Origin of the sequence: Sphingopyxis microcysteis, from assembly GCF_012274265.1 — a bacterium.
In the GTDB taxonomy this organism is placed as follows: Bacteria; Pseudomonadota; Alphaproteobacteria; order Sphingomonadales; family Sphingomonadaceae; genus Sphingopyxis; species Sphingopyxis microcysteis.
The window spans coordinates 301,692-314,165 of the sequence record NZ_JAANYY010000002.1 but is presented as its reverse complement, the minus strand read 5'-3'; the positions used below and the strand labels follow the sequence as shown (position 1 = coordinate 314,165).

12 protein-coding genes are annotated in these 12,474 nt (G+C 65.5%); 8 read left to right on the top strand and 4 right to left on the bottom strand.

The genetic code is table 11. The annotated features are described in order from the left end of the window. Window positions 1-171: 171 nt before the first annotated feature. Together G9408_RS01375 and G9408_RS01370 are read left to right on the top strand one after the other, a co-directional pair. Window positions 172-1,131: a helix-turn-helix transcriptional regulator gene (locus G9408_RS01375; protein WP_168452377.1), complete on the top strand. Its 960-nt coding sequence runs from the start codon at window positions 172-174 to the stop codon at window positions 1,129-1,131. Between the two features lie 47 nt (window positions 1,132-1,178). Continuing rightward, window positions 1,179-1,616: a DUF1801 domain-containing protein gene (locus G9408_RS01370; protein ID WP_168452376.1), complete on the top strand. Its 438-nt coding sequence runs from the start codon at window positions 1,179-1,181 to the stop codon at window positions 1,614-1,616. Window positions 1,617-1,813: 197 nt separating this feature from the next. Here the strand turns inward: G9408_RS01370 and G9408_RS01365 are convergent, their stop codons facing one another. The 3 genes from G9408_RS01365 to G9408_RS01355 form a co-directional block, all read right to left on the bottom strand. Next, window positions 1,814-2,584 (bottom strand): molybdopterin-dependent oxidoreductase, encoded by a 771-nt coding sequence (locus tag G9408_RS01365; protein WP_168452375.1) that lies wholly within the window; start codon window positions 2,582-2,584, stop codon window positions 1,814-1,816. Continuing rightward, complete coding sequence (locus G9408_RS01360; RefSeq protein ID WP_168452374.1) at window positions 2,581-3,414, bottom strand: cytochrome b/b6 domain-containing protein; 834 nt, start codon at window positions 3,412-3,414, stop codon at window positions 2,581-2,583. The genes G9408_RS01365 and G9408_RS01360 overlap by 4 nt, the downstream gene beginning before the upstream one ends. A gap of 151 nt (window positions 3,415-3,565) precedes the next feature. Continuing rightward, complete coding sequence (locus tag G9408_RS01355; protein WP_168452373.1) at window positions 3,566-5,269, bottom strand: class I adenylate-forming enzyme family protein; 1,704 nt, start codon at window positions 5,267-5,269, stop codon at window positions 3,566-3,568. 77 nt (window positions 5,270-5,346) lie between these two features. Between G9408_RS01355 and lgt the strand changes: the two genes are divergently transcribed. The 6 genes from lgt (at window position 5,347) to G9408_RS01325 (ending at window position 11,585) form a co-directional block, all read left to right on the top strand. Next, window positions 5,347-6,222 (top strand): prolipoprotein diacylglyceryl transferase, encoded by an 876-nt coding sequence (gene lgt, locus G9408_RS01350; RefSeq protein WP_168452372.1) that lies wholly within the window; start codon window positions 5,347-5,349, stop codon window positions 6,220-6,222. Beyond that, window positions 6,215-7,279, top strand: coding sequence for a class I SAM-dependent methyltransferase (locus tag G9408_RS01345; RefSeq protein WP_235957431.1), 1,065 nt, complete (start codon window positions 6,215-6,217; stop codon window positions 7,277-7,279). Before lgt ends, G9408_RS01345 begins: the two co-directional genes overlap by 8 nt. Beyond that, window positions 7,276-7,794, top strand: coding sequence for a GNAT family N-acetyltransferase (locus G9408_RS01340; protein WP_168452371.1), 519 nt, complete (start codon window positions 7,276-7,278; stop codon window positions 7,792-7,794). Before G9408_RS01345 ends, G9408_RS01340 begins: the two co-directional genes overlap by 4 nt. Further along, window positions 7,791-8,552 (top strand): peptidoglycan editing factor PgeF, encoded by a 762-nt coding sequence (pgeF, locus tag G9408_RS01335; RefSeq protein ID WP_168452370.1) that lies wholly within the window; start codon window positions 7,791-7,793, stop codon window positions 8,550-8,552. Before G9408_RS01340 ends, pgeF begins: the two co-directional genes overlap by 4 nt. 119 nt (window positions 8,553-8,671) lie before the next feature. After that, window positions 8,672-10,078, top strand: coding sequence for an SLC13 family permease (locus tag G9408_RS01330; protein ID WP_168452369.1), 1,407 nt, complete (start codon window positions 8,672-8,674; stop codon window positions 10,076-10,078). A gap of 181 nt (window positions 10,079-10,259) precedes the next feature. Continuing rightward, entirely contained in the window at window positions 10,260-11,585 is a 1,326-nt protein-coding gene (locus tag G9408_RS01325) for a cystathionine gamma-synthase family protein (RefSeq protein ID WP_137870294.1), read from the top strand. A gap of 123 nt (window positions 11,586-11,708) precedes the next feature. On the opposite strand, the gene G9408_RS01320 is transcribed toward G9408_RS01325, so the two are convergent. Next, window positions 11,709-12,428: an HAD family hydrolase gene (locus G9408_RS01320; protein ID WP_168452368.1), complete on the bottom strand. Its 720-nt coding sequence runs from the start codon at window positions 12,426-12,428 to the stop codon at window positions 11,709-11,711. Window positions 12,429-12,474 lie beyond the last annotated feature (46 nt).

Genomic DNA, 12,474 nt, shown 5'->3' with positions numbered 1-12,474 from the left:
CAAAGGCGGGGGCCGCCTGCAGTGGCGCGCCTTCGGCGCTGCAAAGACCGACAGCGGCCCCCGCCTTCGCGGGGGCGACGGTAAAATCGGACATCGGGCTTTTCCTCCAGCACCATAGGTAGACCCATCATCCTGACATTTTTTGTCAGTTATTTTCTGCTACCGTAAATAATGCGTGCGAGCCGCCTCCTTTCGATCCTGATCCTTCTACAACTGCGGGGGCGGCTCACCGCGGCGGATCTCGCCGCCGAATTCGAGGTGTCCGAACGCACCATCTACCGCGACATCGACGCGCTCTCGGCGGCGGGCGTCCCGGTGTACGGCGACCGCGGCCCCGGCGGCGGGTTCCAGTTGCTCGACGGCTATCGTACCCAGCTCACCGGTCTGTCAGCCGAGGAGGCCGAAGCGATGGCGATGATCGGGCTGCCCGGTCCCGCGAGCGAACTCGGGATCGGGGCGGCGACGAGCGCTGCGCATAACAAGCTGATCGCGGCGCTGCCGGGCGATGGCGGCGCGCTGGCCGACCGGATGGCGACGCGCTTCCACCTCGACGCGGTCGACTGGTATCGCAGCGGTGAAAACTTGCCGCACCTGCCCGCGATCGCCCGCGCCACGCTCGACCAGCGCACCCTGTCGATGCGCTACGACAGCTGGCTGGGGGTGCGCGACTGGACGGTCGATCCGCTCGGCGTCGTCCTGAAAGCCGGGATATGGTATCTGGCGGCGCGCGGCGGCGGCAAGACGCGCATCTTTCGTATCGCAAACATCGACCGGCTGGCGGTGGGCACCACATCCTTCGAGCGCCCGGCCGATTTCCACCTCGCGCGTTGGTGGCATGCCGAACAGGCGCGGTTCGAGGCCGAATTGTTCGCGACGCGCGCCACCGTTCGCGCCTCCCCCGACGGGTGCAAACGGCTGGCGGCGCAATCGCCGCGCGGCGCCGACGCCGTCGCCGCGGCTGACGCCCCGGCCCCCGACGGCTGGCGCGCGATGGAAATGATGGTCGAAGACAGCGACCATGGCGCGCGCGACATGCTCGCGCTCGGCGCCGAGGTCGAGGTTGTCACTCCCGCCAGCTTTCGCCGCCGCATCGCGGGGTTGGCAGCGCAGATCGCGGCGCGCCACCGGTGACTGGATTCTGCGCGCCAAGCCGCTAATCTCACGGGGGGAGACACGTCATGGGCAAAGCCGAGATCAAGACCAAGGCGACCGAGGTGTCGGTCGCCGACTTCATCGCCGCGGTTCCCGAAGCGCGGCGGCGCGAGGAGGCGGCGGTGATCGACGCGATGCACCGCCGCGTCACCGGGCTGGAGCCGAAGATGTGGGGGCCGTCGATCATCGGCTATGGCAGCTATGACTATGTCTATGACAGCGGCCATTCGGGAACGATGTGCCGCGCCGGGTTCAGCCCGCGCAAGGCGGCGCTGACGCTGTATCTGATGGGCCATTACTGCGACCGCCAGCCCGAGGCGGACCTTCTGTTTGCGCAGCTTGGCAAATATAAGGTCGGAAAATCATGCCTTTACGTCAACAAGCTCGCCGATGTCGATTTGGACGTGCTCGAAAAGCTGGTTGTGCTGAGCTGGGACGTCATGAACGAGCGCTATCCGGCGTAACGAAGTTTAACGGCTCGGATTATTGGCTTTCCCATTGCGGATGAAAATAGCGCTTTCCTACAATATTTGGCCATGGAATAAGCTGACGGAAGAGTCGCGTCGCGCCCATCGCAGCGTCCGATTGAGCGCGCCAAGCGGGGATCGCCATTGGGCTGAACTTTACTGAACTTTGCCGTCCTGGCTGGTGACGGCGCGGTTCAAATCCCCGCATACCATTCGTAATCGATGCGATCTTCCCAATAACCGCCCTTGCCCGCGCCGATGCCATCGAGGCTGGCGACCGCTTCGATCGCGTTCACATATTTGGCGTGCTTGTAGCCGAGCTGGCGCTCGATCCTGAGGCGCAGCGGAGCGCCGTTGGCGATCGGCAGCACCGCATCGTTGAGCGCCCAAGCGAGGATCGTCTGCGGATGGCGCGCGTCGACCATGTCGCAGCTTTCATAATAGAGCGCGTCGCCGAGCCGGTCGGCGCAGCGGAACACGATATAGCGCGCGCTGTCGCGGACCCCGGCGGCGGCGAGGATGCGCGACAGCTGGACGCCGGTCCATTGGCCGATTGCGCTCCAACCTTCGACGCAGTCGTGGCGGGTGATCTGGGTGCGCTGCGGCATCGTGCGGATGTCGGCCATCGAAAGCGACAGCGGCCGCGCGACCAGTCCGGTGACCGCCACGCGCCAGTCGGCGAAGCCGCTCGCGGCATGCGCGGCATAGGCGGCGCCCGCGGGCAGCCGCGTGCCATTGGGCCGGAAGTAAGGCGACAGGTCGGCGCGGCTATATTCGCGCGCCAGGGCGTTGCGATCGATGAGCGCGCGCTGGCTCGCGCGGTTCATCTCCTCGCCCATCGACAATATCTTGCGCACCGCAGGCGCGTCGTTGATCGCGTCGCAAGCCGACAGCAGCGGCAATGTTGCAGCAAGCCCCCCTGCGCGGGCGATCAGCTGGCGGCGCGGCAGAATGATCTCGCTCATGCATCCTTCTCCGGCGGCAGGCGGAACCAGCCGGTCACCATCGACCGCACCTCGTTCACCGGCCCGGCGAGCAGCACCATCAGGATATGGACGAGGAAAAACGCCACCAGTGCCCAGGCGGCGATGAAGTGGATCGACCGCGCCGATTGGCGACCACCGAACAGGTCGAGCAGCCACGGCGCGCTGGCGTTCAGTCCCGGCGACATGGTGAGCCCGGTCGCGATCATCAGCGGCAGCAGGATGAAGATGACCCCGATGTAGCTGAGCTTCTGGAGGATGCCGTACCGCGCCTCCGCTTCGCCGCGCGGAAAGCGCAGCCGCGCGTGGTCTTTGATGTCATGCCAGATATGGCGCGGCGACCATTCGTCGCGGCGGACGTGCAGGTCTTTTTTCAAATGCCCGCCGATCGCGGTCCACAGCATGTAGAGCGTCAGCCCGATCGCCATTACCCAGGCAAAGAACAGGTGCCAGCGCCGCCCGTCGGCAAGGCTGTAGCTGGTCGGGATCGTCGCCCAGCCGGGAAAGGCCCAGGTCTTTTCTACCCCCTCGGCATTGGTCCAGCGGCCGAGCACCCCGGTCGTTTCGACCCGCCAGTCACCGATCCGCAAATAGCCTTCGTCCGCGGTCGAGCCGATCACCAGCCAGGCGCGGTCGAAATTGGCGCCATATTCGCCCCAATAGAGCCGTGGATGGGCATTGAAAATCATCAGCCCGCTCATCAGCATGATGAGCAGGGTGCCAGCGTTCAGCCAGTGCCAGATGCGCGTCGGCAGCCGGTGGCGATAGACGCGCGGCGGTGGTGGGACGGGGGCTGGAGTGGCTTCATTCATATGCTCTCCAACTCCCATCCGACCGTCATCCCGGCGAAGGCCGGGATCCCGCCGGTGCTCTCGTCCGCCAGGTCGAGATCCCGGCCTTCGCCGGGATGACGGAAATTTCAACATCGGCCATGATCTGAGTTCGCTCGCCACCAAAAAAAGGTTACGCGACCTCCGCCGCATATTCGTCGCGATATTTGTTGCGCAAGCTGACCTTGTCGATCTTTTCGCTGCCGAGCTTCGGCAGCGCGTCGGCGACCATCCAGATCTTGTACGGCACCTTGTACGGCGCCAGCCGCTGGCTGAGGAACGAGCACATATCCTCGGCGGTGACGCTGCTCCCCGGCTTGGTCCAGATCACCGCGCCGACAACCTCGCCCAGCCGCTCGTCGGGCAGGCCGAACACCGCGCATTCGTTGGTGTCGCCATGTTCGTAGATCGCCGCCTCGACCTCTTGGCAGCTGATATTTTCACCGCCGCGGATGATGATGTCCTTCTTGCGGTCGACGATGAACAAATAGCCGTCTTCGTCGAGATAGCCGAGGTCGCCCGAGCGGAAATAGCCATTGTCGAAAAAGGCCGCCTTCGACGCCGCCTCGTTGTTCCAATAGCCTTCGAAATTGCACACCGAGCGGATGCAGACCTCGCCGACCTTCCCCTGCGCCAGCTCGTTGCCATCGTCGTCGAGGATCGCGAGGTCGACCAGCGGTTTCGACGCGGGGCCGGTCGACAGCGGCTTGGCGAGGTAGTTTTCGTTGATGATGCCGCAGCCGACCGCATTGGTTTCGGTGAGCCCGTAACCGAGAAGCGGCTTGCCCTCGCCCATTTCGGTCGCGAGGCGTTTGACATGCTCGGGCGGCCGCGGCGCGCCGCCGCCGGCGTAGCTTTTGCACGTCGACAGGTCGTAATTCTTACGGTTGGGGTGGATCAGGATTTCATAGCTCATCAGCGGGACGCCGACGAAATAATTGCATTGTTCGTCCTGGATGAGCCGCATGGCTTCCTCGGCGTTCCATTTCGGCATCAGCACCAGTTTACGCCCGAGCGCGAAGCTTTGCAGGAACACCGGGATTTCGGCGGTGACGTGGAACAGCGGGGTGCAGATCAGCGTCGCGGGCTGGATGTCAGACATCAGCCCGTCTTCGGTCAGCAGATGTACGATGCTGGCGGTTTGCGTCACATAGTTGAAGATCGCCTGCACCACCGCTTCGTGGCGCGAGTATGCGCCTTTCGACTGGCCGGTCGAGCCCGAGGTGAACAGGATCGTCGCCAGATCCTGCCCGGTCAGCTTCGGCAGCGCGGTTGCGGCATTGCCGCCCGCGCCGGTGATCGGGGCAATCGCCTGATCGATCGGCTGCGCGATGTCGAGCGTGACGACCTTGGCGCCATGGTCGACCTCTTCGAGCCGCGCCGCGCGCTGGACGTCGGCGATGACCAGTTTGGTTTCGCTGTCCGCGATCGCCGCCGCCAGCTCGCCGCCCTGCCACCAGCCATTGAGCAGCGTCGCACAGCCGCCCGCGAGCAAAATCCCGATGTACGAAACGCACCAGGTGTTGGCGTTGCGCATCGCCAGCCCGACGCGGTCGCCGCGCTGGACGCCATAGCCCTCGATCAGCCCCGCCGCTACCTGCCGCGCCGCCATATAGACCTGTTTGAACGACAGGCGTTCGTCGCCTTCGACCAGAAAGGTCGCGTCACCGTGCTGCATCGCGAAATAGGCGACATAGTCGGCCAGATTCGTCGGCGCGTTGGTGATGAAGGGAAGCTGTCGGCCGAAGCGTTCGACGGACCCGACCTGGATCGGTCCGCCCGGACCGGTGATCAGATTATAGGCGGCTTCCAGGCGCAAATCGAGCGCAGATGGCATCTTGTATCTCTCCTCTTGGTCTCGCTGGCCTAACCCCTTATGGGGAGGCCTCTCCTGGGGAAGGACCGCGCGACTTTATGTTTCTTTTTGCAACCCTAGCCGAAGCAACGCAATATGTGAACTTCCATGACCTAATGGGAGAGAATAGCGAAGTTGCCTTCAGCATCTTCGGCCTGCCGATCCGCTGGTACGCGCTCGCCTATCTCGCCGGGATTTTCGTCGGCTATTGGTATCTGCTCAAGCTGATCGCACAGCCCGGCGCCCCGATGGCACGGCGTCATGCCGACGACATGATCTTCTACGCGATGCTCGGCATCATCATCGGCGGGCGGCTGGGCTATGTACTCTTCTATAACCTCGGCGAATATATCGAGGAGCCGCTCGGCGTGTTCCGCCTGTGGGACGGCGGCATGTCGCTCCATGGCGGCGTCATCGGCGTGCTGATCGCGATCTGGTATGTGACGCACAAAGAGAAGCTCAATTTTCTGCGCTTCTGCGACTATGTCGCCTGCGTCATTCCGTTCGGCCTGTTCTTTGGCCGCATGGCCAATTTCGTCAACGGCGAGCTGTGGGGCCGCGCCACCGACGTGCCTTGGGCGATCATCTTTCCGGACAGCGGCACGATGGACCCGCGCCACCCCAGCCAGCTGTACGAAGCAGGCCTGGAAGGGCTGCTGATGATGGCGATCCTGACCTTCCTCTTCTGGCGCACCGATGCGCGCTACAAGCCGGGATTCCTGTTCGGCATGGCGGCGATCATCTATGGCCTCAGCCGCTTTGCGGTCGAGTTCGTGCGCGAACCCGATGTCCAGCTCGGCACCCTGTCGTGGGGACTGACGATGGGGCAGACGCTGACCATCCCGATGCTGGTTATCGGTTTCTGGCTCGTTGCCACCGCGAAGGAGCGCCGCCAGCGGGTCGAGCCGGTCGCCGGACCCGACAGCGTTGCGTGACGGACCGCCGACCCCCGAACAGCTGATCGGCGACCTCGCGGCGGCGCGGGCGACGACCGTCGCCGACTATATGGCCGCCGCGAACAGCCATTATTATGCAACGCGCGACCCGCTTGGCGCCGCGGGCGATTTCACCACCGCGCCCGAAATCAGCCAGATGTTTGGCGAGATGGTCGGCGTGTGGATCGCCGACCTGTGGGCGCGCGCGGGCAACCCCGCGTTTCGCTATGTCGAGCTGGGCCCGGGGCGCGGGACGCTGGCCGCCGATGCGCTTCGTGCGATGGCGCGCTTCGGCTGTATCCCCGCGGGGATCGATCTCGTTGAAACCAGCCCGACGCTGCGCGCGGCGCAAACGGCGCGCCTGCCCGCCGCGACCCATCATGACGAGGTCGACGCGCTGCCCGACGATCTGCCGCTGCTGATCGTCGCCAATGAATTTTTCGACGCGCTGCCGATACATCAATATGTCCGCACCGCAGGCGGCTGGCGCGAGCGGATGGTCGAACGTCGCGGCGACGTGTTTGCCGCGGTGCCGGGCGACGCCAACGCGGCGGCCGCGATCCCCGAAATGCTGCGCAGCAAAAATGTCGGCACGATCGTCGAAACCGCCCCGGTTGCCGCGGCGATCATGCAGCGCTGCGCCTTTCGCATCGCGCGGCAGGGCGGCGCAATGCTGGCGATCGATTATGGCTATGTCGGCCCGGCTGCGGGCGACACGTTGCAAGCGGTCAAGGCGCATTGCTTCGCCGACGCCTTCACCGATCCGGGCGAGGCCGACCTGACCGCACATGTCGACTTCGCCGCCCTCGCTGGCGCCGCGGCGGTGCCGGGCGTCCGGATCGGGGCGGTGGCGACGCAGGGCGACTGGCTGCGGCGGCTGGGGATCGACGCGCGGCTGGCATCGCTCGCCGCCGCGGCCCCGACCCGCGCCGCCGAATTGCAGGGGCAGCGCGACCGGCTGGTTGACCCGCAGGCGATGGGCGATTTGTTCAAGGTGATGGCGATTAGCGCGGCGGGCTGGCCGCCACCCGCCGGATTTTCAGGAGATATGGCATGACCGCCCCCCGACGCGCCACGGCAGACGACGCCGCCGCGATCAGCGCCTTTGCCGAGGCGACCTTCATCGAAACCTTTGGCCATATCTATGATCCCGCCGACCTGACCGCGTTTCTGGCCGAGTGGAATCCGGTGCCGCGCGTCCGCGCCCAGATTGCCGATCCGCAATTTGCCATTGCGGTGGAAGAGGATGCGGCAGGCGCGATCGCGGGGTATATCAAAATGGGTCCGCTCGATTTCGACCTGCCCGCCGATCAGCCCATCGACGATGCCGTCGAGCTCCATCAGCTCTATGTCGGCAAAGCCGCGCAGGGCACTGGGGTGGCCGCGCGGTTGACCGACTGGGGGATTGGCTGGGCGCGCGCACGAGCGTCGGTGCTCTACCTCTCGGTCTTTACCGAAAATGCTCGCGCGCAGGCCTTCTACCGCCGCTATGGTTTTTACGACGTCGGTCGCAACGCGTTCCGCGTCGGCAACCATATCGACGAAGACCGTTTTTTCAGGCTCGACCTGTGAGCGCCCCATTTGTCACCGCGCCGCCGCTGGACGGCATCGCACACGGCTTTTTCGGCCGCCGCGGCGGGATTTCAACGGGCGAGCTCGCATCGCTCAATTGCGGCCTTGGCTCGGGCGACGATCCGGCGCTGATCGCCGAAAACCGGCGGCGCGTCGCCGATGCTGTGCTGCCCGGCGCGGCGCTGACCGGCGTTTATCAGGTCCATGGCAATCGCTGCGTCGTCGTCGATGCCACGAGCGACCTTTCCGCACGTCCCGAGGCCGACGCGCTCGCGACGCGCAACCCGGGCATCGTGCTGGGCATCCTGACCGCCGATTGCGTCCCGGTGCTGTTCGCCGACCGCGAAGCCGGTGTCATCGGCGCCGCGCATGCGGGCTGGAAAGGCGCGCTGGCCGGGGTCACCGACGCAACGCTCGCCGCGATGGAAAGCCTTGGCGCGGACCGCGCGAACATGGCCGCCGCGATCGGCCCGTGCATCGGACGCACCTCCTATGAAGTCGATGACGCATTTGTGGAGCGCTTCACCGCCGACGATCCGGCGAACGAGCGCTTCTTCGCCGCGGGCAAGCCCGGTCATGCGATGTTCGACATCGCCGCCTATGTCGCCGCGCGCCTTGCCGCCGCCGGGGTCACCCGAATTGCCATCGGCGGACAGGACACCTATGCCTTGCAGCACGATTATTTCAGCTATCGCCGCGCGTGCCACAAAGGGGAAAATTCCTATGGCCGTCAGTTGTCGGTGATCGGATTGAGGTAGCGACACACTTATCCCGTCATCCCGGCGAAGGCCGGGATCTCACCGGTTCGTCATGTTGCGACGACGAGATATCGGCCTTCGCCGGGATGACAGGTAAGTGGTAGATCGATGGGGGACGGATGACACGGACGCGCCTGTTTGGACTGATCGGCGGCCTGCTGAGCTTCATCGTCATGCTCGCCCTGCCCGCCCCCGCAGGCATGGAAACGACCGCCTGGCACGTCGCGGCGATGACGGTGCTGATGGCGATCTGGTGGATGACCGAGGCGATGCCGCTGACCGTCACCGCGCTGCTGCCCTTCCTGCTCGTGCCCGCCTTCGGGGTGATGGACGCCAATGCGATCGCCAAGGAATATTATTCGCCCATTCTGTTCCTGATCCTCGGCGGCGCCTTTCTGGCGCTGGCGATCGAGCGCGTCGGGCTGCATCGCCGCCTCGCGCTCGCGTTGCTCAAGCGCGCCGCGCCGACCGCGACCGGGCTGCTGTTCGCCTTCATGGCGGCAACCGCGCTGCTCAGCATGTTCATTTCGAACACCTCGACCGCGCTGATCATGGTTCCGATCGCGCTGGCCGTCGTCCGCGCCGGTGGCATTCGCGAGGGCGAGACCGAGGGTTTTGCCGGGGCGGTGATGATGGGGATCGCTTTTGCCGCGTCGATCGGCGGGCTCGGCACGCTGGTCGGCAGCCCCACCAATGCGATCGCGGCGGGGCTGATCGAAAAGACACTTGGGCTGCGCATCTCGTTCCTCGACTGGATGCTCTACGGCGTCCCCGTCGTGCTGCTCGCGACCCCGGCGGCGCTTTTCATCATCGCGCGGGTGCAGCGGCTTTCGGCGCATGCGTTCGATGGTCCGGGCGCCGCCGCCGCGCTCGGCAAGCAGGCGATCTGGTCGATCGCCGAGCGCCGGGTCGTCCCCGTCTTTCTGCTCGTGTTCCTCGCCTGGGTGGCGCAGCCGTGGCTCGAACCCCTGCTGCCCAAGGGGGCACTGACCGACGGCACGATCGCCATCGCGGGCAGCCTGCTGCTGTTCGTCCTGCCCGACGGTACCGGGCGGCCGCTGCTCGTCTGGAAAGAGGCCGATCGCGCGCCGTGGGGCGTGATCATGATGTTCGGCGGCGGGCTGGCGCTCGCCGCGGCCATCACCGCCAGCGGACTGGCGGCGTGGCTCGGCGCCGTGCTGGCGCCGCTCGGCAGCATCCCGACGATCGCACTCGCCGCGATCATCGTCGCGCTGACCATCTTGATCACCGAATTTGCGAGCAATGTCGCAACCGCCAGCGGCATCATGCCGGTGCTCGCGGCGCTGATTGCGGCGACCGGGGTCGATCCGGTCCTGCTCGCCCTGCCCGTCGCCATGGCGGCAAGCTGGGGCTTCATGCTGCCGTCGGGGACCGGACCCAACGCGCTGGCGTGGGCGACGGGCCATATCGCCTTGCCCCGCATGTTACAGTCGGGACTGACGCTCGACATCATCGGCGTGCCGCTGCTCATCGGGGTGATCTGGGCGATGGCTATGATCGCATAGCTCGCAGTCGCGGGCATCACCGTAGCCCTGAGCTTGCCGAAGGGCGCTTCTCGTGAATAGCCGCCCTTCGATAAGCTCAGGGCTACGGTCCCTTCCTACCGGCACTTGCGATCGCGGGGTGACGCGCGGGGCAAAGGGCGCTAGTTGCAAGCGAAACTAATCTGGCCCCAAGGAAATCTTCATGCCCCCGATCGACAATAGCGACCTCACCGGTACCTCGCCGCGCCGCAAGCCCAAGCAGGACGTCACCGAGATTGGCGGGCGTCCGCTGTCCCCGGCGACGTTGATGATGGGTTATGGCTATGACCCGATGCTGTCCGAAGGATCGCTGAAGCCACCGGTGTTCCTGACATCAACCTTCGCCTTTGAAAGCGCGGCGGCTGGGAAGCGCCATTTCGAGGGGATCACCGGCAAGCGTCCCGGCGGCGCCGACGGCCTGGTCTATTCGCGCTTCAACGGGCCGAATCAGGAAATCCTGGAAGCCCGCCTCGGCGTCTGGGAAAAGGCGGAGGATGCGCTGGTGTTCTCCAGCGGCATGTCGGCGATCGCCACGCTGCTGCTCGCGCATGTCAGCATGAACGACGTCATCGTCCATTCGGGACCGCTCTATGCCGCGACCGAGACGCTGATCGCGCGCATCCTGTCGCGCTTCGGCGCCACCTATGTCGATTTCCCCGCCGAAGCGTCGCGCGAGGACATGGACGCGATCCTCGTCCGCGCCAAGCAGATGGCCGCCGATCAGGGCGGCAAGGTCGCGATGGTCTATCTGGAAAGCCCCGCCAATCCGACCAACGCGCTGGTCGACGTCGAAGCGATGCGCGCCGCGACCGACGCCGCCTTTGCCGCCGATGCGCGGCCGCCGATCGCGATCGACAATACTTTCCTCGGCCCCTTGTGGTCGAAGCCGCTGGCGCATGGCGCCGACATCGTCCTTTACAGCCTGACCAAATATGCCGGCGGGCACAGCGATCTGGTCGCAGGCGGGGTGCTGGGATCGAAGCATTGGCTCGGTCCGATCCGGATGATGCGCAACACGATCGGCACGATCTGCGACCCCAACACCGCGTGGATGCTGCTGCGCAGTCTGGAAACGGTGGAACTGCGTATGAGCCGCGCGGGCGAAAATGCCGAAAAGGTCTGCGCCTTCCTCCGCGATCACCCCAAGGTCGAGGGGCTGGGCTATCTCGGCTTCCTGCCCGACGGGTCGCAGAAGGATATTTTCGAGCGCCATTGCACCGGCGCCGGCTCGACCTTTTCGCTGTTCATCAAGGGCGGCGAGGCAGAAAGCTTCCGCTTCCTCGACGCGCTCAAGATCGCCAAGCTCGCGGTGAGCCTGGGCGGCACCGAAACACTGGCCAGCCACCCCGCCGCAATGACGCACCTGTCGGTCCCCGACGCGCGCAAGGCAGCGCTGGGGATCACCGACAATCTGGTCCGCATCTCGATCGGGATCGAGGACGCCGACGATCTGATCGCCGACTTCGCGCAGGCACTGGACGCGGTTTGACTATATTTGGTCGGTTTTGGATTGCGCCCCTGCGAAGGCAGGGGCCCATCGCCGATCGGTGCAAGGTTGGACCGGCTGGTGATGGATCCCCGCCTTCGCGGGGAAACGGCAACTGATTAAGAGTCAGCGCTTCCCCCGCCAGTCGACCACTGACCACCCCATTTGCGGCGCCAGTTTCTTCAGCCCGCGCGATGGCGTCGTTGCGACCGCTTCATCGGCAAAACGCAGCATCGGGTGGTCAGACACATGGTCCGAATAAGCGCGGATATGCACGGCATCGCGCGTGATCGCATTGGCCGCCATCCAGCCGTCGATCCGCGCGAATTTGGCGTCGCCATAGCAATTGTCGCCCGATAGCCGGGCGTGAATATGATCGGCGCCGTCGGGTTCATCGAGCCGCGTCGCCAGCACATCTTCAATGCCCAGTCGCTTGGCGATTTCATCGACGTAAAGATGGAAAGACGCGGTCGCGAGCAGCAGCCGGTAACCCGCCGCGCGGTCGGCGGCGATCTGTTCGAGCGCCGCGGGATGCAGCCCGCGCGCCACCACCTTGTCGGCATAGCTTGCGGCGAGCGGCGCAATTTCGGCGCGCGCAAAGCGCCGTCCCACCAGCAGGCGCAGGTTGATCGCCTTCAGCCGCGACCGGTCGATCAGGCGCAGCGCATAGGCAGCCCCGGCCAGGCCGACCAGCGGTAGCAACAATAGCCGCCATTGCTGCCGCCGCCGTGCAACATGCATCAGAAACCCGCTGTAAGTCCCTGAACGCGTTATCGTCCTGTCCATGTCGTACATCGCCACGCGGTGCGGGTAGTCGGGTGGCGGAGCGAGCGGCGGGGTTTCCATAGGACCAGCATAGTGTGCCCCCGCGCGGCGGCCAAGGGGGCGGGAT